Below are 22,407 nucleotides of genomic sequence, written 5' to 3'. Positions count from 1 at the left end.
AGGGCGTCGATGGCCATTGCCAAGGCGGAGCGGCTGATGAACCTGGCGCTGTGTCTGCTCGGGGCCCGGCGCCCCCTCAGCAAACGCGAGTTGCGCGGCTCCATCGAGGCATACCTGGAAGCGGGAACCGACGACGGCTTCAACCGCATGTTCGAGCGGGACAAGGACGACCTGCGCGAACTCGGCCTCGTCATCGACACGGTCGAGGCGGTCGACGGCGACACCGGCTACGTCGCCCGCAGGGACAGCAACCGGCTGCCCGCCATCACCCTGGACGCCGAGGAGGCGGCCGCGCTCGGCGTCGCCGCCCGCGTCTGGCAGCAGGCGCGCCTCGCGGGCGCGGCGAGCGGCGCCCTGCAGAAGCTGCGCGCGGCCGGCATGCCGGAGGCCGAGGACGCGTACGAGGCGCAGCACAGCGCGCTCGAACCCCGCATCCCCGCCCACGAGGCCGCGTTCGAGCCGCTGATGCTCGCCTGCCGCGACCGGCGCCCCGTCGTCTTCGACTACCGCAAGTCCAGCGCGGCCCACACCGAGCAGCGCCAGGTCGAGCCGTGGACGCTGGAGTGCTGGCGCGGCCACTGGTACCTGGCCGGGTTCGACCGCGACCGCGGCGCCGAGCGGGTGTTCCGGCTCTCCCGGATCAGCGGCAGGGTCCGCTCCAGGGCCGGCTCGTTCACCGCGCCCGTGCCCGACGCCTCGACGGTCCGCGAGACGGTGGAGGCCTGGGCGGGGGAGACCGCGACCAGGTCGGCGCTGATCCGGCTGCGCGCCGGCTGCGGCTACCCGCTGCGTGCCAAGGCGCTCACCTCGCGCGCCCTCGGCGACGGCTGGGACGAGCTGGAGATCCCGTACGGGCACGGACTCGACGCGTGGCTCGTCGAGTTCGGCCCCGACGTGGTCGTGCAGGAGCCCGCGGACCTGCGGGCCGACGTCGTGGACCGGCTGCGCGCCGTGGCCAAGGGCTGAAGGGGCGGGTTCACATGGCCACCACCAATGCGAACGCCATCGACAGGACCAGGAGGATGCTGTCGCTCGTCACCTACCTGCGCGAGCGGCCGGGCGCCCGGGTCTCCGACGTCGCCAGGGCCTTCGGCATCAGTGAGGACGAGCTCATCTCCGACCTGGACGTCCTGCCCATGTGCGGCACCAGCTTCCGCGGCGGCGACCTCCTCGACATCGACACCGACGGCGACCGCATCTGGTGGCACAACGCGGACGACGTGGCCGAGCCGCTGCGCCTCGCCGCCGACGAGGCCACCGCGCTGCTCGTTGCCGCACGGGCCGTCGCGACCCTGCCGGGGCTGCGGGAGGGCGACAAGCAGGCGCTGCTGCGTGCCACCGCCAAGCTGGAGGCCGCGGCGGGCGAGGCCGCGGGCGCGAGCTCACGGCTCTCCGTGACGTTCGAGTCCGAGGGCGGCGTCTTCGCCGACGTCGACCGCGCCATCTCGGAACGCCGCAGGCTGTGGCTGCGCTACTACTCGCCTGCGCGCGACGAGCTGACGGAGCGCGAGGTCGACCCGATCCGGCTGTTCGCCGTCGGCCACACCTACATGGAGGCGTGGTGCCGCCTCTCCGAGGCGCGCCGCACCTTCCGGCTCGACCGGGTCGCCGAGATCAAGCTGCTCGACGCCGTGTCGGCGCCGCCCGAGATCGAACCGCGAGACCTGTCGGAGGGACTCGTCCAGCCGTCCGCCGACGACCCCGAGGTGGTGGTCGAGGTGGGTCCTGGCGGCCGCTGGGTCGCCGAGTACTACCCCCACGACAGCGCGGAGGAACTCCCCGACGGAGGCCTGCGCATCACGCTGCGCACCCCCGCGCCCGCTTCGCTGCGCCGCCTCGCGCTGCGGCTCGGCGGCGAAGGGCGCATCGTCTCCCCGCCCGACCTCGCGGACAGCGCACGGCGGGCGGCCCGCGACGCGCTCGCCGCCTACGACGCACCCGCCGCCTACGACGCACCCGCCGCCTTCGACGCGCCCCACTCCCACGGCGCACCCGACGCCACCGTCGCCCACGAGACGTCCGCGGGACCCGACGCCGCCGGCCGAGCCTGAGGAGACCTGGAACATGCCCCCCACGCCCGAAGCCTCCGACCTGCCGGCACCCTCTCAGGACGCTTCGGAGCCGGAGTACGGGCTCACGGCCGTCGCCCCCATACGCTTCAAGGTCGCCTGCCCCGAGTGCCGCGCCGGCTTCGAACTTCCCGGTGACGCGTTCCTGCTGGCGATCGGCGCCAGCAGGCGCACCACGACCTACTCGTTCAGCTGCCCGCGGTGCGACGCGTCCATACGCAAGCCGGCGGGCCGGCGGATCGTGGAGCTGCTGACGCAGGGCGGCGTCAGGACGCTGCGCCTGCACACCGCCGACGGCCCTGGCGGGCAGGGCTGAGCGGATCCACTAGGCTCTGCCCATGCTCTGGCCCATGCTCGCCGTCGCCCTCGGGTTCTGCGGGATCGCCGTACTCGGCGTCCTCGCCGTCCGCGTCTTCCTCGAAGTGCGGCGCCTCGGCGACCAGGTGGCCCGAACGAGTGAGCGCGTCACCCGGGCCGCCGAGGACCTGGAGCGCGCCGCCGGCCGGCTCGCCGCGTCGGGGGAGGCACTGCGGTAGACGGGGTATGTCGGCTACGCCCCCTCCTGCAACGCACGTTCGGCAGGTACGCTGGCCGTCGTGGCCCAGCGAGCGAGGCATGGGCCGCGCGTGGAAATCCGCACAGGGATTGCCTGGGATTCACCCCTGGGCGTTACGATCCTTGCGTAGGACACTGGTCGGGCACCCGTCTGTCCGGTGTGACGCAGGCCCCCATGCCGCCTCGGTGAGAAGGTAACCAGTTATGTTCGGAAGGCTCGGCGCCCCCGAGATCATTCTCATCCTCGTCGTGATCGTCCTGCTGTTCGGTGCGAAGAAGCTCCCGGACATGGCGCGCTCCCTCGGCAAGTCGGCCCGCATCCTCAAGAGCGAGGCCAAGGCGATGAAGTCCGACCAGGGCAAGACCGCCCCGGCCGACCCGCCCAACGACGTCCAGGACGTCCAGCGGACCATCAAGGCCGCCCCCGGCGACACCACCACCGCCCGCCCGGTCACCGAGCCGTCGGAGAGCACGCAGCGCTGACCGCGTACACCAGGGCCGGAGCGGCCGCGCCTCACGCGTGAGTCCGCCGCACGAGATGGGGAAGTGGGTTGGCCAAGTCCGCCCGTACGCAAGCGCGGGATGACGAGGGGCGCATGCCCCTCGTGGAGCACCTGCGTGAGCTGCGCAACAGGTTGGCGAAGGGCCTCCTGGCCATCATCGTCGTCGCGTGCGTCGCCGCGTATTTCTACAACGACATCATCAACTTCTTCACGGACCCCATCCTCGGGTCCGTCGGCTGCAAGGGCGACTTCACCTCGCTGGCCCGCACCAAGGGTGAGGCGTGCGCCAACGTCACGATGGACGGCCTGATCGCGCCGTTCTCCCTGGCGCTGAAGGTGTCCCTGATGGCGGGTGTCGTGTGTGCGTCACCGGTCTGGCTGTACCAGCTCTGGGCGTTCGTCGCGCCGGGCCTGCACCGGCACGAGAAGAAGTACGCCCTCGCCTTCGTCGGCACGGGCGTGCCGCTCTTCTTCCTCGGCGCCCTCTTCGCCTACGAGGTGCTGCCGACCACCGCGAAGGTGCTCCTCGGCTTCACGCCGGACCACGTCGCCAACCTGCTGCCGCTGGACGAGCTGCTGGATCTCGTGACGCGCATGGTCGTCGTCTTCGGCCTCTCCTTCGAGATGCCGCTGCTGCTCGTCATGCTCAACTTCGTCGGCATCCTCTCCGGCAAGCGCATGATCGGCTGGTGGCGGATCATGATCATGGGCATCACGGTGTTCGCCGCCGTGGCCACGCCCAGCACCGACCCGCTGTCCATGCTGGTCCTCGCCGGCCCGATCTGGGTCCTGTACTTCGCCGCCTGCTTCGTCGCCCTGACGAACGACCGGCGCAAGCGCCGCATCGAGGAGGCGGGACCGGCCGACGACGAGGCCTCCGCCCTCGACCTGGACCCCGAGGACGTGGACACCGCCCCGCCGATCACCACGCCCGCGCTGCCCGAACAGGCCGACGCGGCCGGCACCCACCGGGTCAACGGCTACGACGACGTCACCTGACGCACCACGCGGCGCCACGCGTTTCCCGAGGCCGGGGCCCTTGCGGCTCCGGCCTCGCGCGCGTCACGGCGCGCCCGGGACGCCGCCGCGAGCGGTACGAAAGTCCGAGGTGAGTGTCGGAGGCGGCGGGTAGGCTCGTGAGCGAGATGACAGAGGACCTTTCTCCCGCCGAGCGCTACGCCGCCGCCCGCATCCGCGCCGCCGTGCAGGCCACCGCGCTCGCCCCGTTCCGTGAGATGTACGAGTTCGGCCTCGACCCCTTCCAGATCGAGGCGTGCCAGGCACTGGAGGCAGGGAAGGGCGTGCTGGTCGCCGCGCCCACCGGATCAGGCAAGACGATCGTCGGCGAGTTCGCCGTGCACCTGGCCCTCAAGGAGGGCCGCAAGTGCTTCTACACCACGCCGATCAAGGCGCTGTCCAACCAGAAGTACGCCGACCTCGCGAGCCGCTACGGCCCCGAGAAGGTGGGCCTGCTCACCGGTGACAACAGCGTGAACGCCGACGCGCCGGTGGTCGTCATGACCACCGAGGTCCTGCGCAACATGCTCTACGCGGGCTCCCAGGCGCTCGGCGGCCTCGGCTACGTCGTGATGGACGAGGTGCACTACCTCTCCGACCGGTTCAGGGGCGCCGTGTGGGAAGAGGTGATCATCCACCTCCCCGAGTCGGTCACGCTGGTGTCTCTGTCGGCGACCGTGTCCAACGCCGAGGAGTTCGGCGACTGGCTGGACACCGTACGCGGCGACACGGCCGTCATCGTCTCCGAGCACCGCCCCGTCCCGCTGTGGCAGCACGTGCTCGCCGGGCGCCGCATGTACGACCTCTTCGAGGAGGAGACCGACCACGGCGGCCGCGGGCAGGGCAAGCGCGAGGTCAACCCCGACCTGGTCCGCATGGCCAGGATGGAGAACCAGCGCACGTACAACCCGCGCGAGCGGCGCCGCGGGAAGATGGTCCGCGAGGCCGACCGCGAGCGGGAGCGCAGGCGGCGCACCCGCGTCTGGACGCCGTCGCGGCCCGACGTCATCGAGCGCCTCGACGCGGAGGGCCTGCTCCCCGCGATCACGTTCATCTTCAGCAGGGCCGGCTGCGAGGCGGCCGTGCAGCAGTGCCTGTACGCGGGCCTGCGGCTCAACGACGAGGAGGCGCGCACGACGGTCCGGGAGATCGTCGAGGAGCGCACGTCCTCGATCCCGTCCGAGGACCTGCACGTCCTCGGCTACTACGAGTGGCTCGAAGGCCTGGAGCGCGGCATCGCCGCCCACCACGCGGGCATGCTGCCGACGTTCAAGGAGGTCGTCGAGGAGCTCTTCGTGCGCGGGCTCGTCAAGGCCGTGTTCGCGACGGAGACGCTGGCGCTCGGCATCAACATGCCGGCCCGTACGGTGATCCTTGAGAAGCTCGTCAAGTGGAACGGCGAGCAGCACGCGGACATCACGCCGGGCGAGTACACGCAGCTCACGGGGCGCGCGGGGCGCCGTGGCATCGATGTCGAGGGCCACGCGGTGGTGCTGTGGCAGCGCGGCATGGACCCGGGGGCGCTCGCGGGCCTCGCCGGCACCCGCACCTATCCGCTGCGCTCCAGCTTCCGCCCCTCCTACAACATGGCGGTCAATCTGGTCCACCAGTTCGGCCGGCACCGCTCGCGCGAGCTGCTGGAGACGTCGTTCGCGCAGTTCCAGGCCGACCGGTCGGTCGTCGGCATCTCCCGGCAGGTCCAGCGCAACGAGGAGGGACTCGCCGGTTACCGCGAGGGCATGACGTGCCACCTCGGGGACTTCGAGGAGTACGCGCGCATGCGCCGCGAGCTGAAGGACCGCGAGAACGAGCTGGCCAAGCAGGGCGCGGCGCAGCGCAGGGCGGCCGCGGCCACCTCGCTGGAGAAGCTCAGGCCCGGTGACGTGATCCACGTGCCGACGGGAAAGTTCGCCGGTCTCGCGCTGGTCCTCGACCCCGGCGTGCCCGCGGGCCGGGCGAACGGGCACCGCGGCCATGCGGGCGTCGAGTACCACGAGGGCCCCAGGCCCCTGGTGCTGACGGTGGAGCGGCAGGTCAAGCGGCTGGCGTCGATCGACTTCCCGGTGCCGGTCGAGCCGCTCGAGCGGATGCGCATCCCCAAGTCGTTCAACGCGCGCTCCCCGCAGTCGCGCCGCGACCTGGCGTCCGCGCTGCGCACCAAGGCGGGGCACATCGTGCCGGAACGCCACCGCAAGCAGCGTGCCGCGGCGGCGGACGACCGGGAGATCATCCGGCTGCGCACCGCGCTGCGCGCCCACCCGTGCCACGGGTGCGACGAGCGCGAGGACCATGCGCGGTGGGCGGAGCGCTACCACCGCCTGACGCGCGACACGCGCCAGCTCGAGCGGCGCATCGAGGGCCGCACGAACACCATCGCGCGTACGTTCGACCGCATCGTGGCGCTCCTCACGGAACTCGACTACCTGCGGGGCGACGAGGTCACCGAGCACGGGCGGCGGCTCGCCCGGCTGTACGGCGAGCTCGACCTGCTGGCGAGCGAGTGCCTGCGCGACGGCGTGTGGGAGGGCCTCGGCCCCGCGGAGCTCGCGGCGTGCGTCTCGGCGCTGGTCTTCGAGTCGCGCCAGAGCGACGAAGCGGTCGTGCCGAAGACGCCGTCGGGCCCGGCCAAGGCGGCGCTCGGCGAGATGGTGCGCATCTGGGGCCGCCTCGACGCGCTGGAGGAGGACTTCAAGATCAACCAGGCGGAGGGCGTCGGCCAGCGCGAGCCCGACCTCGGCTTCGCCTGGCCGGCGTACGCGTGGGCGTCGGGGCGCGGGCTCGACGAGGTGCTGCGCGAGGCGGAGATGCCCGCCGGCGACTTCGTGCGCTGGTGCAAGCAGGTCATCGACGTGCTGGGCCAGATCGCCGCAGCGGCGCCCTCGTCCGACGGCAGCACGGTCGCGAGGAACGCGCGCCGCGCGATCGACGGGATACGCCGCGGGGTGGTGGCGTACACCTCGGTAACCTGACCCTCCGCGGCGCGCGCCGCGTGCCGCGTGCAGGGTCGGCCCCGGTCCTGGCCGTTGGCGTCCCGAGCCGAGTCCCGGTGTTCGGCTGCCGGGGGAGCACGCGGGCTGAGTCGCGCCTGGCCGCAGTCACGGCTGCCGCCGTCGTGTCGGCCTCGGTCCTGGCCGCTGGCGTGCAGGGTCGCTCGTGCCGGGGTCTGGGCGGTCAAGCCCCGGTGAGGTACGGCTGGATCCGGTTGCCCGTCTCGAATCCCGAGGCCGCACGGCGGCGGTCAGGCCCGGTGCCCGGCCGCCCGCCGGGGCAGCGCCCGGGGCGAGGCACGTCCCGCCCGGGTGGGCTCTCGCCCGAGCGACGCCGGGTCGCAAGGGCGTCAGGGCTTGCGGGCTCGCAGGAAGCGGTCTCGGGCCTCCGACAGGTCCACGATCGGGTCCGGGTAGTCCAGCGCGGCGCGCTCCTTCTCGGGCAGGCGCCACGGCTGGTGGACCGCCGCGCCTTCCACGTCCGCGAGCTCCGGCACCCAGCGGCGCACGTACGCGCCCCGCGGGTCGAACCGCTTCGCCTGCGTGAGCGGGTTCAGCACCCGGTTGGGGCGGGTGTCCGTGCCCGTGCCCGCGACCCACTGCCAGTTCATCTGGTTGTTGGCGATGTCGCCGTCCACGAGCAGGTCGAGGAAGTGGCGGGCGCCCGTGCGCCAGTCCGCGTACAGCGTCTTGGTGAGGAAGCTCGCCACCAGCAGCCGGCCGCGGTTGTGCATCCACCCCTCGTGGCGCAGCTGCCGCATTGCGGCGTCCACGATCGGGTAGCCCGTGCGGCCCTGCCGCCACGCCTCGACCGCCGCCTCGGTGCCGGCGTCGTCGCGCCACCGGTCCCCGCGCTCGCGGTAGTCGGACCAGGACACCGCGGGCCGTGCCGCGAGCACCTGGTGGTGGAAGTCGCGCCAGGCCAGCTGCCGTACGAACGCGTCCGCCCCCGGGCCGCCCTTGCGCCGCGCCCGGTGCACCGACTCCGCGGGCGAGAGGCAGCCGAAGTGCAGGTAGGGGGAGAGACGTGACGTGGCGTCGCCCGGCAGGTCGTCGTGGCGGTCCTCGTAGTCCTCGACGCCGTCGCGCAGCCACGCCGTGAGCTTCGCGCGCGCCGCGCTCTCGCCGCCCTCGGGAACGCCGGGGGAGACGCCGGACACCGCGTCGCGGCGCGGCGGCGCGTCACCGTCGAGCGACGGCACGTCGATCGAACGGGGCGCGCCGAGAGCGTCCCGCACCCCCGCTTCCTGCCAGCGCCTGAAGTAGGGGGTGAACACCGCGAAGTGGTCGCCGGACGAGGGGGTCACCTGGCCGGGCGGGAGGGCCGTGACGACGGCGTCGTGCGCGTGCAGTGCGCAGTCCGTGCCGGACAGCGCCTCGCGCAGCCGCCTCTCGCGGTCCAGCGCGTACCGGCTGACTCCGGCCGCGACGTGGACCTCGCGCGCGCCGGTCTCCCCGGCCACCCGGCGCACCTCCGTCGCGGTGTCACCCGTCCGGACGACGAGCCGTCCGCCGCGCTCCCGCAGGCCCGCGTCGAGCGCGGCGAGGCAGTCGGCGAGGAAGGCGCGCCGGTTGGGCGCGTCGAACCCGGCCCGCGCGATGCCGCGGTCGAGGACGAACAGCGGGACCACCTGGTCCGCGGCGCGCAGCGCGGCGCGCAGCACCGGCTGGTCGTGCACGCGCAGGTCGGAGGTGAACAGGGCCACGGAAACGGTCATGGACGGCATCCTGCCGCCACTCGCACGGCCGGGCCCGCCGAGCCGGTCCCCTCGGCGTGGCTCACGGCGTGGCTCAGGCGCCGGCGGCGCCCTCCTGCTCCCGCTCCACCGCCGCGTTCCACTCACGCTTGACGGCGCGCCACGCCTCGTCCGTGTGGCCCTGGCGCCAGTAACCCGACACGGACAGCCGCTCCCGGGGCACCTGCCGCTCGTGGCGCAGGTGCCGGCGCAGGTCCTTGACGAACGCCGCCTCGCCGTGCACGAACGCGTGCACCGCGCCGGCGGGGAAGTCAAGACCGCGCACGGCGGCCACCACCGCCTCGCCCACGGGGCGCCCGCCCCGGTGCAGCCACGTCACGTCGACCCCGTCGGGGCAGGCGACCTTCTGCTCCTCGGCCGCCTCCTCGATCTCCACGAACGCGTGCACCGGGACGCCGGACGGGACGCGCTCCAGCGCGGCCGCGATCGCCGGCAGCGCGCTCTCGTCGCCCGCGAGGAGGTGCCAGTCGGCCTCGGGGTCGGGCGTGTAGCCGCCGCCCGGGCCGAGGAAGCGCACCGTGTCGCCGGGCACGGCACGCGCCGCCCACGGGCCGGCCAGGCCCTCGTCGCCGTGGACCACGAAGTCGAGCGTCATCTCCAGCGCGTCGGGGTCCCACGCGCGCACCGTGTACGTACGCGTCGCGGGCCACTGCTCGCGGGGGAACTCCTCGCGAATGCGCGCCATGTCGAACGGCTCCGGGTACGTGACGCCCTCCGCGGCGAACAGCACCTTCACGTAGTGGTCGCTGAACTCGCCGCAGGCGACGGAGGCGAGCCCCTCGCCGCCGACCACGATCCGCACCATGTGCGGGGTGAGCCGCTCGGTGCGCACGACACGCGCCTCATGGGCCTTCGGTGCCTTACGGCGCGGTTCCTCCGCCACGGCCATCTCCCCTGGTCGATCTCACTTAGGCTTACCTAACTTAACACCTCATCGGCTCAGGACGGCAAGGAGCCTGGCGAGCGAACCACCCAGGCCCCACCGCTCGGACAGCGCGTCCAGCGCCGCGGCGTCGCGCGGCCGCGCGGGCAGCGCCGTGCCGGTGTCAGGCAGTGGCACGTCCGACGCGACCCGCACGACCTCGGGCGCGACCGCCACGTACGCCCGCGCCTCGTGCAGCCGCTTGCGCTGCGAGGGGGTGAGCCGGGAGCGCGGGTCGTCGACCGCGGCCATGATCCCCGCCAGGTCGCCGAATGCGTCCAGCAGCTTCGCCGCCGTCTTCTCGCCGATGCCGGGCACGCCGGGCAGCCCGTCGCTCGGGTCGCCCCGCAGCAGGGCCAGGTCCACGTACCCGGCGCCCGACACCCCGTACTTCGCGCGCAGGAACGACTCGTCCGTCACCTGGAGCGTCCCGACGCCCTTGAGCGGGTACAGCACGCGCACACCGCGGGCGTCGTCGACGAGCTGGTACAGGTCGCGGTCGCCGGTGACGATGTCGACCGGGCCCGTGGCGCGCGCGGTGAACGTGCCGATCACGTCGTCCGCCTCGTACGCGGGCACGCCGACCCTGGCGATGCCCAGGGCGTCGAGCACCTCCTCGATCACCGGCACCTGCGGCGAGAGCGTGTCGGGCACCTCCTCCTCGTCGGCGCCCTCTGGGCGAGCCTCGGCCACCCGGTGCGCCTTGTACGAGGGGATCAGGTCGACGCGCCACTGCGGGCGCCAGTCCGCGTCCATGCAGGCCACCAGGGAGTCCGGGCGGTGGTCCTGCACGAGGCGGGCGATGAAGTCGAGCAGGCCGCGCACGGCGTTGACCGGCGTGCCGTCCGGCGCGCGCACCGAGTCGGGCACGCCGAAGTAAGCACGGAAATAGAGGGATGCGGTATCGAGGAGCATCAGGCGTCGCGTCACGTCACCGATGATGCCGTAGGCCACTGACACACGCCGTGTCCCACGTGCGACGGCGACACGCCAAAGCGATGTGACGTAGTTCACATAAAAGTTTGGTATGTACAAGCGAGGGCAGGCGCGGATGCGGAGCGGACCCGCCCCGCACTCTTCACCACGCCACAGCGGGTCAGAGGGCCGAACCCGTGCCGCTCCACGGCCCGCCCGGCGGGGGTGGCCGGCCGTTTTTTCCGTTCGACTCGTGAGGTTTATGTGTCCAGGCTTGAAGCCGAACACCTGTACAAAGTCTTCGGCAGACGACCAGATGAAGCCGTGACGAAGCTCCGAGACGGTTCAGGCCGCGAGGAGCTTCGCGCCGACGGTACGACCGCCGCGGTCATCGACGCATCCTTCACGGTCGAGCCGGGGCAGATCTTCGTGGTGATGGGCTTGTCGGGCTCCGGCAAGTCCACCTTGCTGCGGATGCTCAACGGGCTGCTCGAACCCACGTCGGGACGCGTCCTCTTCGACGGGCAGGACCTCACGGCCCTGTCCAAGGAGGGCCTGCGCGACGTGCGCTCGACGAAGATCAGCATGGTCTTCCAGCACTTCGCGCTCTTCCCCCACCGCAGCGTCCTGGAGAACGCGGCCTACGGCCTCGAAGTCCAGGGCAAGCCGCGCAAGGAGCGCGAGGCGCACGCCCGCGAGGCGCTGGAGATGACCGGTCTCGGCGGCTGGGAGAAGTCCTGGCCCGACGAGCTGTCCGGCGGCATGCAGCAGCGCGTCGGCCTCGCCCGCGCGCTCGCCACGGACGCCGACATGCTCCTCATGGACGAGTCGTTCAGCGCCCTCGACCCGCTGATCAGGCGCGACATGCAGGATCAGCTGCTGACCCTGCAGAAGCGGCTGAAGAAGACCATCGTCTTCATCACCCACGACCTCAACGAGGCCATGCGCCTCGGCGACCGCATCGCCGTGATGCGCGACGGCGAGATCGTCCAGCAGGGGACCGCCGAGGACATCCTCGTCACCCCGGCCAACGACTACGTCGCCTCCTTCACGCAGGACGTCGACCGGTCCAGGGTGCTCACCGCGGGCGCCATCATGGCCGAGCCCGAGACGGCCTTCGGGGGCAAGACGGACGACGGCCGCACGCTGCGCACCGCCGAGGACGTCCTCGCGGCCGCGCCCGCGACCGTCTCCGAGGACACGCCGATCATCGAGCTGTTCACGCCGTGCTCCACCAGCGGCGTCGCCGTCGCCGTCACCGGCGAGGACGGTGCGCTCGTGGGCGTCGTGCCGAGGGCGCGGCTGCTCGCCGTGCTCGGCGAGCCCATGACCCCGACCGACGCCGCGTCAGCGGCCTCGGGCAGCGGTGCCGCCGATGCGGCCGGCACCACGGGCAAGGCGGTGGCCAGTGCCTAGGCTTCCTCTGGGCGACTGGGTCAACAGCGCCGTCGACTGGCTCCAGCACAACCTGTCGTGGCTTTTCGACGCCGTCTCCTGGCTCGTCAACCACCTCTACGGCTGGATATTCGACGTCCTGTCGGCCCCCCAGCCCCTCCTGCTCGCGGGCATACTCGCGGTCATCGCCTGGTGGCTGCGCAACCTGACCGCCGGCGTGCTGGCGTTCGTCGGCTTCGCGTTGATCGACTCCATCGAGTTGTGGGACCACTCGATGCAGACGCTGTCGCTCGTGCTCGTCGCGACGGTCCTCACCCTGGTCATCGGCGTGCCGCTCGGCGTGTGGGCGGCCAAGTCGAAGACGGTCAGCTCGGTCTTCCGGCCGATCCTCGACTTCATGCAGACCATGCCCGCCATGGTCTACCTGATCCCGGGCGTCATCTTCTTCGGAGTCGGCGTCGTGCCCGGCATCATCGCGACGATCGTCTTCGCGCTGCCGCCCGGCGTCCGCATGACCGAGCTGGGCATCCGGCAGGTCGACGAGGAACTGGTCGAGGCGGCCGACGCGTTCGGCACGCCGCCCCGCCAGACCCTGCTGCGCGTGCAGCTGCCGCTCGCCATGCAGACGGTCATGGCCGGTGTCACCCAGAACGTGATGCTGGCGCTGTCCATGGTGGTCATCGCCGGCATGGTCGGCGGCGGCGGCCTCGGCGGCGACGTCTTCCAGGCCATCGGCAACGTCAACATCGGCCTCGGCTTCGAGGCCGGCATCTCCATCGTCATCCTCGCCATCTACCTGGACCGGATGACCGGCGCCCTCGGCCAGCAGGTCTCGCCGCTCGGCCGCCGCACCCTTGCCAAGGCGAGGGAGCTGGCCGGCAGCGCCAAGGGGATGAAGATCTTCCAGCACCGGCCGCAGCCCGTCGTCGCGCTCTCCGGCGTGGTCGTCCTCGCGCTCGTGGCCGGCGGCCTCGGCCTGTTCGGCGGATCGGGGCCCGACTCGACGGCCAACACGGCCACCTCGGCCGACTCGGCGAACGTGGGCCACGGCAAGACCATCAGCATGGGCTACATCCCGTGGGACGAGGGCATCGCCACGACCTTCCTGTGGCAGGAGATGCTCCAGGAGCGCGGCTACAAGGTCAACGTCAAGCAGTACGAGGCCGGCTCGCTCTACCAGGGCCAGGCCAACGGCCAGATCGACCTGCAGACCGACTCCTGGCTACCCACCACCCACGCCGCGTACTGGAAGAAGTACGGCAGCAAGCTGGAGGACATGGGCAAGTGGTACGACCAGACGTCGCTGGAGATCGCGGTCCCCAGCTACGTCAAGGGCGTCAAGACCATGGCCGACCTCAAGGGCAAGAGCGCCGAGTTCGGCGGCCGGATCATCGGCATCGAGCCCAGCGCCGGTGAGATGGGCCTGCTCAAGAGCAAGGTCCTCAAGGCGTACGGGCTCGACAAGGAGTACAAGCTCACCAACGGCTCCACGCCCAGCATGCTGTCGGAGCTCAAGCGCGACTACGCCAAGAAGAAGCCGATCGCGGTCGTGCTGTGGTCGCCGCACTGGGCCTACAGCACGTACAAGCTGACGAAGCTCGCCGACCCCAAGAACGCCTGGGGCAAGGGCGACAGCATCCACATGATCGCCCGCAAGGGCTTCAGCCAGGACGACCCGAAGGTCGCCAAGTGGCTGAAGGACTTCAAGATGAGCGAGAAGCAGCTCAGCGATCTCGAGGCGCAGATCCAGAAGTCCGGCACCGGCCACGAGCCCGAGGCCGTCAAGACCTGGCTCAAGGCCAACCCGGGCCTGGTCGACAAGTGGGTCCCCGTCCCGAAGCAGAACAAGGACGTCCAGGCGGCCGTCGCCAAGGAGGCGGCGCGCCCGCTCAACGTGGCGTGGTTCCCGTGGGAAGAGGACATCGCCGCCACCTACCTGTGGAAGGCCGTCCTCAAGCAGCGCGGCTACACGATGAACCTCAAGCAGTTCGACGTGGGCCCGATGTACACCGCGCTCTCCCAGGGCCAGTTGGACGTCCAGTTCGACGGCTGGCTGCCGCACGCACAGAAGCACTACTGGGACAAGTACCACGACAAGCTCACCAAGATCGGCTACTGGTACGGGCCCACCTCGCTGGACGTCGCGGTGCCCAGCTACGTCAAGGGCGTCAAGTCGTTCAGCGACCTCAAGGGCAAGGGCAAGGAGTTCGGCAACCGCATCATCGGGATCGAGCCGGGCACCGAGGAGATGAACATCCTCAAGAACAAGGTGCTGCCCGCGTACGGCCTCGACAAGGAGTACAAGGTCGTCAACGGCTCGACCCCCGGCATGCTGTCGGAGCTCAAGCGCGACTACGCGAAGAAGAAGCCGGTCGCGGTCGTGCTGTGGTCGCCGCACTGGGCCTACAGCGCGTACGACCTGACGCGGCTGGCCGACCCGAAGAAGGCGTTCGGCACCGGTGACAACCTGACCACGGTGGCCACCAAGAAGTTCCCCCACCAGTACCCGCAGCTGACCAAGTGGCTGAAGGACTGGAAGATGAGCCGTTCACAGCTGGGCGACCTGGAGAACCAGATCCAGAAGGCCGGCGGAACCGCGCACGCGGAGGACGCGGTCAACGCGTGGGTCTCCAAGCACCCGGGCATCGTGGACAAGATGGCCCCGATGTAACCGGATGCGACGGCCCGCCGTGAGGCCGGAAACACGGCGTAGAGGGGTGAGCACCGTATGTGACGGGGCTCACCCCTCTTGCGGTTCCGTATCAGCGGCCGGGCACGCGCCCTGCCGGGGCGTTCCCTCTGAGAGGATGGCACTCCGGCCGGGAGGGAGCCCGAACATGGACGACAAGGAAGCGCTCAGAGTCGGCGCCGCCGTCCGCAGGCGGCGCAGGTCCCTGGGGCTGACGCTGGCGGCGGTCGCCGCGCGCAGCGGCCTTTCCGTGCCCTTCCTCAGCCAGATCGAGAACGAGCGCGCCCGCCCCAGCACCCGCTCACTCGAACGTGTCGCCGACGCCCTGGAGACGACACAGGCCGCGCTGCGCGCCGCGGCGGACTCCGCGCGCACCGTCGACGTCGTGCGCGGCGACTGCGAGACCGGCGCCGCGGAAGCGGGCATCAGGCGGGTGGTGCGCGGCGGCCACCAGCTCGCGGCCAAGGAGTACACGGGGGAGCAGGACACCGGCCGCGAGTACCAGCACCGCAACGACGAGATCATGTACATCGCCGACGGGGCCGCCGAGGTCGAGGCCGAGGGGCGCGCGTACCGGCTGGAGCGTGGCGACACGCTGTACCTCTCCGGCGGTGTACGGCACCGCTGGCGCACGACGGAGCCGGGCACCCGCATCCTCGTGGTCGCCGTCGCCGAGCACATCGACGCCACCTTCGACCGGGACCGCTGAGCCGGTGGCAGCCGCCGGGCCGCGCGTCGTCTCGCTCGTACCGTCGCTGACCGAGGCGATCGCGGTGAGCGCGCCGGGACTGCTTGTCGGCGCCACCGACTGGTGCGTGCGCCCCGCGGGGCTCGGCGTGACCCGCATCGGCGGCACCAAGAACCCCGACGTCGAGGCGGTGCTCGCGCTGCGGCCCGACCTCGTCGTGGCGAACGAGGAGGAGAACCGAGCCCCCGACATCGCCGCGCTGCGCGCCGGCGGCGCCGAGGTGCTCGTGACCGAGGTGAGAACCCTGGACCAGGCGTTCACCGAGCTCACACGCGTCCTGGTGGACGGCTGCGGACTCGACGCCGCGCCGGGCTGGCTCGGCCGGGCGCGGGCGGCCTGGGACGCCGTGCCGCAGTCTCCGCACGGCGTCAGGCGCGCGGTCGTACCGGTGTGGCGCAGGCCCTGGATGGTGCTCGGCCACGACACCTTCGCGGGCGACGTGCTCGCGCGGCTCGGCGTCCGCAACGCCTACGAGCACCACGCGGAGCGCTACCCGCGCATCCCGCTGGACGCGCTGCGCGGCGCGGGCGCCGACCTGGTCGTGCTGCCCGACGAGCCGTACCGCTTCACGGCGGACGACGGCCCCGAGGCGTTCCCGGGGCTGCCGGCCGCGCTGGTCGACGGCCGGATGCTCACCTGGTACGGCCCGTCCCTGGCGGACGCGCCCATGGCGCTGCGGGCGGCGCTGGGCTGACTGCGGCAGAGCGCCGCGCCGCCCCGTGCTCGTGCTCGTGCCGCCACGGCTGGGGGCGCCTACGCGAGCTGACGCGGCATCCGACCGGCGCGGGGGCCGAGCGCTTCAAAGCCCGTGCGGCTCGACGGACGGCCCGGGTATACGGGCGATTTCGGGCTGTCCGCGGCGGCGAGCGCGCGGTCGTGGCGCCCGTACGGGGTGGCGCGTGGCCGCACCGGCGCGTGGCCGCCAGGAGCGGGCGCCTCACGGCACGTGCGGTTCGGCGGCCGGGCCGGGTGCGCGGGCAGACTCGGCGGGGCGCGCAGGTGCGGCGGTCAGGGCGTCGCTGCGCGGACGAAGTCCGCCATCACGCGTGTGTCGTCCGCCATCTCCGGGTGCCACTGGACGCCGGCCACCCAGCGTTTCCCTGCCAGTTCGACGGCCTCCACCGTGCCGTCCGCCGCGAACGCCGAAGCCGTCAGGCCCGCGCCCAGCCGGTCGACGGACTGGTGGTGCTGGCTCGGCACGCCGAACTCGCCGGGCACCAGGCTCGCGTAGCGCGTGCCGGGCAGCGGGGTGACCGTGTGCGCGCCGAACTCGCCTGCGACCTCGCCGACATGACCCTCCATGTGCTGCACGAGCGAGCCGCCGAGTGCCACGTTCAGCAGCTGCATGCCCCGGCAGATCCCGAGCAGCGGCTTGTCCGCGTCGAGCGCCGCGTCGATGAGCGCCAGCTCCCAGGCGTCACGCTCCCGCGCGGGCGGCCCCGTGCGCGGGTGCGGCCGCGCGCCGTACCGCGCCGGTTCGACGTCGGGGCCGCCCGCGATGACGACGCCGTCGAGCCGCGCCACGACCTCGGGCGCGGTGGCCGGGTCGCCGGGCGGCAGCATCGCGGCCAGGCCGCCCGCCCGCCGCACGAGCGACGGGTAGCCCACGGGCAGCAGCGCGGCCTCCATCCGCCACTGGCCCCACGCGGCCGAACCCTCCAGATACGTGCTGATGCCGATCAGCGGTTTCACGTCGTCTCCTCACCGGCCGCCGTACCGGCCGCCAAAGGTCTCCATCCATACCACCCGGGCCCCCGCCGCTCAGGACAGGAAGCCGCGCAGCAGCGCCGCCGTCCCCGAGCAGTGCTCGCGCATCGTCTCCCGCGCGCCGTCCGCGTCACCTTCCAGAACCGCCTCGACCAGCGCGGTGTGCTGCCGCTGCGAGTGCTCCAGGTCCGGCGCGAGATGGCGGGCGCCGGACTCACCGTCGAGTCGGCCAAGGGGGTGCAATCCTAGGCAACACGGGATCGACTTCAAGCGCGATGAAGCGCTGACTACCTGCGATCAGCACGCCGTCTACCTCTGGCCTTGCTTTGCCAGTGCTCTGCCCTTCAGGGCGGAGGTAAGGCTCGTCGTTGGTCCGGATGGAAGGTGCGCCCGAGTGTTCTGCACCTGCGGTGTTTCGGTCAGGCGGGGTGTTGCTGGTTTTCGATGTATTGCTTGACGAGGGTCCGGGGTGGGCCGTCGCATGATCCGGCGAAGTAGGAGCCGGACCAGAAGTGTCCGTCCCACAGGTGGTGGCGGACGTGACTGTCGTATTCCTGGCGGAGTCTGCGGGAGCTGACGCCTTTGAGGGAGTTGACCAGCTTGGAGAGCTGGACGGTGGGCGGGTAGCGCACGAGAAGGTGGACGAGGTCCTGTGCGCCGTTGAACTGCATCAGCTCAGCCTCGAAGTCGGCGCAGACCTCCCGCATGATCTCCTCGGTCCGGGCCAGCATGGCGACTGTGATCGCATTCCGCCGATACTTGGTGATGAAAACCAAGTGAATATGCAAGTTATGGACAACATGACGACCGGTTCTGACACCAGGATTAGGTGTCCAGCGTGGTGACATAAACCAATGCTAGATTCTGTTGTGTGAGTCACGGCACTTCGGTCAAGCGGCAGTTCGGGCACCGTGCCCGGCTCGCGCTGTCGCCTGCCGAGGTGGCCAAGGCAGATGCTCAGGCGCATGCGGCCCGCACGATGTGGAATCTGCTGCACGCGTGGTGGCGGATGATGCCGAAGGAGAAGCGGACTCTCGCGAACGCGGACGCCGCGATCCGGCAGGCACGCGAGGACATCGACTTCCTGGCCGTCCTGCCCGCCCAGGCCGCGCAAGCAGTGCTCAAGACGTACTTCCGGGCGTGGCAGAACTGCTGGGAAGGTCGCGCCGACACCCCGAAATTCAAGGGCCGGTTTCGCACAGTGATGTCGGTGGACATCCCGCAGGGCCGTGACTTGAACATCATCCGCGTGCACCGCAGGTGGGGCGTGGTCAACGTTCCCAAGGTGGGCCGGGTCCGCTTCCGGTGGACCAAGGACCTGCCGGTGGGTAAGCACGCCGGCACTACGAACCGGGTCACCGGGGCCCGGCTGATCAAGGACGCGCTCGGCTGGCACATCGCCTTCCGCGTGCAAACCGTGGAGGCCAGGCCCGATCCCCACCAGGGGCCGTACGTTGGCATCGACGTCGGTATCAGCGTGCCCCTGGCCCTGTCGGACGGCGAAACCTACGAGCACGGCGCATGGCTGACCGGCAAGGAGCAGGCGAAACTCCTGCGCTTGGAGCAGCGTGCCGCGCAGCGCAGGCAGCATCGTAAGCCCGGCGAGCGCACCAGTCGCCGGTTGCAGCACACGTATGACCAGATCGCGGGACTGCGCGCGAAAGCCAAGCGCCGGGCCCTGGACTGGCAGCACCAGACGACCACCGCCATCGCCCGCACCTACGGCACCGTCGTCGTCGAAGCACTCACCCTCACGAACATGGTCAAGTCGGCCAGGGGAACGGTCGAGGAGCCGGGGAAGAACGTTGCCCAGAAATCTGGGCTGAACCGCTCCATCAGTGGAGAGGCGTGGGGCCGGACGGTCACTCTGCTGACGTACAAGACCGCTCAGTTCGGTGGCACCTTGGTCAAGGTCCCTGCCCCAGGCACTTCACGACGCTGCTCGGCGTGCGGCGTCACCACGCCCGGTAGCCGGGAGTCCCAGGCCGTCTTCGTGTGCAAGAACCCGGACTGCGGCTGGTCGGGCAACGCCGACCACAACGCGGCCCGCAACGTCTTGCACCTGTACCGGATGGGCCTCGCGCTCATCCCGGCTGCCGGAAGGGCAGTCGTCAGGCGCGCCAAGCGCGTCAAGCCCGCTACCGCAAGGTAAGCAGGAATCTCCCGGCTCCAGCCAGGAGAGCACTTCAACTGTGCTGCAAGGCCGCCATCCCGTACATGCGCCGCCAGGGGCGCGGCTCCATCATCAACACGGCGTCCTTCGTCGCCAGGATGGGCGCGGCCACCTCGCAGATCTCCTACACCGCCTCCAAGGGCGGTGTGCTCGCCATGTCACGCGAACTCGGCGTGCAGTTCGCCCGCGAGGGCATCCGCGTCAACGCCCTGTGCCCAGGGCCCGTCAACACCCCGTTGCTGCGCGAGCTGTTCGCGAAGGACCCGGAGCGCGCCGCGCGCCGCCTCGTGCACGTGCCACTCGGCCGGTTCGCCGAGCCCGGCGAGATCGCCGCGGCGGTCGCGTTCCTCGCCAGTGACGACGCGTCGTTCGTCAACGCCTGCGACTTCCTCGTCGACGGCGGCATCTCCGGCGCCTACGTCACCCCGCTCTAGGGCCGATGGCCGGTGCGGCCCGCCCCGCGTGTGCCGGGGCGGGTCACCGTACGAAGCCCACCCCGGCGTAGGCGGAGTCCGCGCCCGGCAGGTCGGCGTCCTCGGGCCGCGGGGAGTCCTTGTGCCAGCAGGGCACGAGACCCGGCTCCACCAGGTCGAGCCCGTCGAAGAACCGCAGCACCTCCGCGTGCGTACGGGGCCGCAGGTCGATTCCCGCGTTCCGGTACTCCTCCGTGCGGTCCTGCTCCGGGGTGAGCCGGTCCATGCTCAGGTGGGACAGGATCAGGCAGCTTCCCGGTGCGAGAGGTTCGAGCAGCGTACGCACGATCGCGTACGGGTCGCGGTCGTCGGGCACGAAGTGCAGCAGCGCGATCAGCGACAGCGCGACGGGCCGCTCGAAGTCCAGGGTCTCGCGGGCCTGTTCGAGGACGGCCTCCGGATCGAGTACGTCCGACTGCACATAGGCCGTGCGCCCCTCGGGCCTGCTGACGAGCAGCGCCTCCGCGTGCCGCAGCACGATCGGGTCGTTGTCGACGTAGACGATCCGGCAGGTGGGGTTCACACCCTGGACGATCTGGTGGAGATTCGGCTCGGTGGGTATGCCCGTGCCCACGTCGAGGAACTGGTCGATGCCCGTGCGGGCCGTCCACTCGACCCCCCGGCGCATGAACGCGCGGTTGGCGGCGGCCCCGTTGCGCGCCTCGACGGGCAGCCGCTCGGCGACAGCCTGGTCCACCGGATAGTTGTCCTTGCCCCCGAGCAGGTAGTCGTAGATCCGCGCGGGGTGCGGCCTGCTGGTGTCGATGCGCGGAGCGTGCGTGCCTGACGTCATCGGAGGGCCTCCTCGGGGTCGTGCCTTCGTCATCGTGCCTTCGTCATCGTGCCTTCGTCATCGTGCCTTCGTCATCGTGCCGAACGGCCTTGCCACTACAGGAACGTGCGGCCCTCGCCCCGGTACGTGGGCACCCGCTCGTGCACCCGGTCGCCCTCGACCAGGTGCAGCGCGTCGAACCGCTCGCACATCTCCCCGGCCTTCGCGTGCCGGAACCACACCTTGTCGCCGATCAGCAGGTCGTCGGCGGCGGAACCCAGCAGCGGCGTCTGCACCTCACCGGGGCCCTCCTGCCCGTCGTAGCGCAGCCCTTCCGGCAGGTACGGCACCGGCAGCCGGTCGCGGCCCGCCGCGCCCGAGGCCGGGTAGCCGCCGCCCAGCACGGTCACGACCCCGACACCCGGCCTGCGCACCACGGGCTGCGCGAACAGCGCGGCCGGACGGCCCGAGAACGACGTGTAGTTGTCGAACAGCCGCGGCTGGTAGAGGCCGGAACCCGCGGCGATCTCCGTCACCGCGTCCTCCGCCGCCGTGTGCTGCACGCTGCCCGTGCCGCCGCCGTTGACGAACTCCAGGTCAGGCGCCACCGCGCGCACGGCGCGCACCACCGCCGCGCGCCGCTGCGCCAGCTCCCTGCGCGCCGCCGCCTGCATCAGCCGGATCGCGCCCGAGCGCAGCGGACGGCCGGCCACCGCGTCGCCCACGCCCGCCACATGGCCCTCGTACGCCATCAGGCCCACCAGCCGGAAACCCGGCCTGCGCGCCACGGACCGCGCCATCTCGGCCAGTTGCGCGGGCTCACGCAGCGGGGAGCGCAGCGCTCCGATCCGCACCCGGCCGCCCAGCAGCCGCAGCGACGTGTCCACTTCGAGGCAGACGCGCACTTCCTCGCGTCCTCCGCCGCGCGCGGCGTCGATCAGGGCGAGCTGCGCGGGGTCGTCTACCATCACCGTGACCGCCGCCGCGAGCTTCGGGTCCGCGGCGAGTTCCGCGAACGCCGAGCGGTCCACCGACGGGTACGCGAGCAGCACGTCGTCGAAGCCCGCACGCGCGAGCCACAGCGACTCCTGGAGGGTGAACGCCATCAGGCCGCTGAAGCCGTCACGCGCGAGCGCACGCTCCAGCAGGGCGCGGCAGCGCACCGACTTGCTGGCCACCCTGATGGGCTTGCCGCCCGCCCTGCGCACCAGGTCGGCGGCGTTGGCGTCGAACGCCTCCAGGTCCACGACGGCGAGCGGAGCGTCGAGGTGCGCGGTGGCCCGGTCGTACCGTGCCCTGTCCGAGGCGAGGGGGGTGGCGAGGGGAGTCATGGGGCCGAGCTTGCCAGACCCGATTACCCGGCGGTAGACGCGCGCGTGCCCCGATCGCGCGCGGTGGCGGGCGCGTTCGTGCCCGCGCGGTCCCTGCGCACGGGCACGAACCCGTAGAGTGACGCCCGGACTCCGGGCGGACGCGGCCGTGCCGGACGCCGCGCCGCCGGCGGACAACGACACACCACCCGGAGGGGGCGGATGAGCATCGAGGCGCAGGGCACCTCAGTCCCGCCGCCCGCGGGCCCGGGGGGCGCCGTACCGCCTCAGCCGCCCCTACCGCCTCAACCTGCCGCGCAGCCTCAACCTGCCGCGCCGCCTCGGCCGCTCACGCCGCCGAGCCCCGGGGCGACGCCGAGACCCGGCGTGCCCCCTCGGCCGGCCGCGCCCCCCG

Annotated in this window: 19 protein-coding genes and 2 pseudogenes; 13 read left to right on the top strand and 8 right to left on the bottom strand. The window is 71.7% G+C overall.

The window, feature by feature from the left end; all coding sequences use genetic code 11:
- Positions 1-9: 9 nt before the first annotated feature.
- The 7 genes from JFN87_RS07015 to JFN87_RS06985 all read left to right on the top strand — a co-directional run bounded on the left by JFN87_RS07015 (position 10) and on the right by JFN87_RS06985 (position 7,113).
- A complete protein-coding gene (locus JFN87_RS07015; RefSeq protein WP_209339022.1) occupies positions 10-966 on the top strand; it encodes a helix-turn-helix transcriptional regulator in 957 nt (318 codons plus the stop codon).
- A 14-nt stretch (positions 967-980) separates the two neighbouring features.
- Complete coding sequence (locus JFN87_RS07010; RefSeq protein WP_245178880.1) at positions 981-2,051, top strand: helix-turn-helix transcriptional regulator; 1,071 nt, start codon at positions 981-983, stop codon at positions 2,049-2,051.
- 13 nt (positions 2,052-2,064) lie between these two features.
- On the top strand, positions 2,065-2,385 hold the full coding sequence (locus JFN87_RS07005) for a hypothetical protein (protein WP_245178879.1): 321 nt from the start codon (positions 2,065-2,067) through the stop codon (positions 2,383-2,385).
- A 22-nt stretch (positions 2,386-2,407) separates the two neighbouring features.
- Entirely contained in the window at positions 2,408-2,605 is a 198-nt protein-coding gene (locus tag JFN87_RS07000; RefSeq protein ID WP_209339021.1) for a hypothetical protein, read from the top strand.
- Between the two features lie 223 nt (positions 2,606-2,828).
- Positions 2,829-3,107, top strand: coding sequence for a Sec-independent protein translocase subunit TatA (gene tatA, locus JFN87_RS06995; RefSeq protein ID WP_209339020.1), 279 nt, complete (start codon positions 2,829-2,831; stop codon positions 3,105-3,107).
- A gap of 68 nt (positions 3,108-3,175) precedes the next feature.
- Complete coding sequence (tatC, locus tag JFN87_RS06990; protein ID WP_209339019.1) at positions 3,176-4,126, top strand: twin-arginine translocase subunit TatC; 951 nt, start codon at positions 3,176-3,178, stop codon at positions 4,124-4,126.
- 146 nt (positions 4,127-4,272) lie between these two features.
- Complete coding sequence (locus JFN87_RS06985; RefSeq protein ID WP_209339058.1) at positions 4,273-7,113, top strand: DEAD/DEAH box helicase; 2,841 nt, start codon at positions 4,273-4,275, stop codon at positions 7,111-7,113.
- A gap of 368 nt (positions 7,114-7,481) precedes the next feature.
- Here the strand turns inward: JFN87_RS06985 and JFN87_RS06980 are convergent, their stop codons facing one another.
- From JFN87_RS06980 to JFN87_RS06970, 3 genes are all read right to left on the bottom strand, one after another.
- Complete coding sequence (locus tag JFN87_RS06980; protein ID WP_209339018.1) at positions 7,482-8,849, bottom strand: cryptochrome/photolyase family protein; 1,368 nt, start codon at positions 8,847-8,849, stop codon at positions 7,482-7,484.
- Between the two features lie 73 nt (positions 8,850-8,922).
- Positions 8,923-9,771 (bottom strand): siderophore-interacting protein, encoded by an 849-nt coding sequence (locus tag JFN87_RS06975; protein ID WP_209339017.1) that lies wholly within the window; start codon positions 9,769-9,771, stop codon positions 8,923-8,925.
- A 48-nt stretch (positions 9,772-9,819) separates the two neighbouring features.
- Complete coding sequence (locus JFN87_RS06970) at positions 9,820-10,725, bottom strand: 5'-3' exonuclease (protein WP_209339057.1); 906 nt, start codon at positions 10,723-10,725, stop codon at positions 9,820-9,822.
- 264 nt (positions 10,726-10,989) lie between these two features.
- On the opposite strand from JFN87_RS06970, the gene JFN87_RS06965 reads away from it, so the two are divergent.
- From JFN87_RS06965 to JFN87_RS06950, 4 genes are all read left to right on the top strand, one after another.
- Complete coding sequence (locus tag JFN87_RS06965; RefSeq protein WP_209339016.1) at positions 10,990-12,141, top strand: quaternary amine ABC transporter ATP-binding protein; 1,152 nt, start codon at positions 10,990-10,992, stop codon at positions 12,139-12,141.
- Positions 12,134-14,791 (top strand): ABC transporter permease/substrate binding protein, encoded by a 2,658-nt coding sequence (locus JFN87_RS06960; RefSeq protein ID WP_209339015.1) that lies wholly within the window; start codon positions 12,134-12,136, stop codon positions 14,789-14,791. The genes JFN87_RS06965 and JFN87_RS06960 overlap by 8 nt, the downstream gene beginning before the upstream one ends.
- 166 nt (positions 14,792-14,957) lie before the next feature.
- Positions 14,958-15,518, top strand: a complete 561-nt coding sequence (locus tag JFN87_RS06955; protein WP_209339014.1) for a helix-turn-helix domain-containing protein — start codon at positions 14,958-14,960, stop codon at positions 15,516-15,518.
- Between the two features lie 4 nt (positions 15,519-15,522).
- Complete coding sequence (locus JFN87_RS06950; RefSeq protein WP_209339013.1) at positions 15,523-16,251, top strand: helical backbone metal receptor; 729 nt, start codon at positions 15,523-15,525, stop codon at positions 16,249-16,251.
- A 314-nt stretch (positions 16,252-16,565) separates the two neighbouring features.
- On the opposite strand, the gene JFN87_RS06945 is transcribed toward JFN87_RS06950, so the two are convergent.
- The 3 genes and pseudogenes from JFN87_RS06945 to tnpA all read right to left on the bottom strand — a co-directional run bounded on the left by JFN87_RS06945 (position 16,566) and on the right by tnpA (position 18,112).
- Positions 16,566-17,240 (bottom strand): gamma-glutamyl-gamma-aminobutyrate hydrolase family protein, encoded by a 675-nt coding sequence (locus JFN87_RS06945; protein WP_209339056.1) that lies wholly within the window; start codon positions 17,238-17,240, stop codon positions 16,566-16,568.
- Between the two features lie 78 nt (positions 17,241-17,318).
- Positions 17,319-17,462, bottom strand: a pseudogene (locus JFN87_RS06940) (FCD domain-containing protein); the annotation flags it as partial.
- Between the two features lie 221 nt (positions 17,463-17,683).
- On the bottom strand, positions 17,684-18,112 hold the full coding sequence (gene tnpA / locus JFN87_RS06935) for an IS200/IS605 family transposase (protein WP_209339012.1): 429 nt from the start codon (positions 18,110-18,112) through the stop codon (positions 17,684-17,686).
- A 23-nt stretch (positions 18,113-18,135) separates the two neighbouring features.
- Between tnpA and JFN87_RS06930 the strand changes: the two genes are divergently transcribed.
- A complete protein-coding gene (locus JFN87_RS06930; protein WP_209339011.1) occupies positions 18,136-19,416 on the top strand; it encodes an RNA-guided endonuclease InsQ/TnpB family protein in 1,281 nt (426 codons plus the stop codon).
- Between the two features lie 29 nt (positions 19,417-19,445).
- A pseudogene (locus JFN87_RS06925) lies at positions 19,446-19,871 on the top strand (SDR family oxidoreductase); the annotation flags it as partial.
- 43 nt (positions 19,872-19,914) lie between these two features.
- Here the strand turns inward: JFN87_RS06925 and JFN87_RS06920 are convergent.
- Positions 19,915-20,703, bottom strand: coding sequence for an SAM-dependent methyltransferase (locus JFN87_RS06920; RefSeq protein WP_209339010.1), 789 nt, complete (start codon positions 20,701-20,703; stop codon positions 19,915-19,917).
- A 95-nt stretch (positions 20,704-20,798) separates the two neighbouring features.
- Positions 20,799-22,013 carry an amino acid deaminase/aldolase gene (locus JFN87_RS06915; RefSeq protein ID WP_209339009.1) on the bottom strand — a complete coding sequence of 405 codons (1,215 nt, stop codon included), beginning with the start codon at positions 22,011-22,013 and terminating at the stop codon, positions 20,799-20,801.
- Between the last annotated feature and the right edge of the window lie 394 nt (positions 22,014-22,407).

Origin of the sequence: Streptomyces montanisoli (genome assembly GCF_017813245.1) — a bacterium.
Lineage (GTDB): Bacteria > Actinomycetota > Actinomycetes > Streptomycetales > Streptomycetaceae > Streptomyces > Streptomyces montanisoli.
This window is presented reverse-complemented; position numbering and strand designations above follow the sequence as displayed.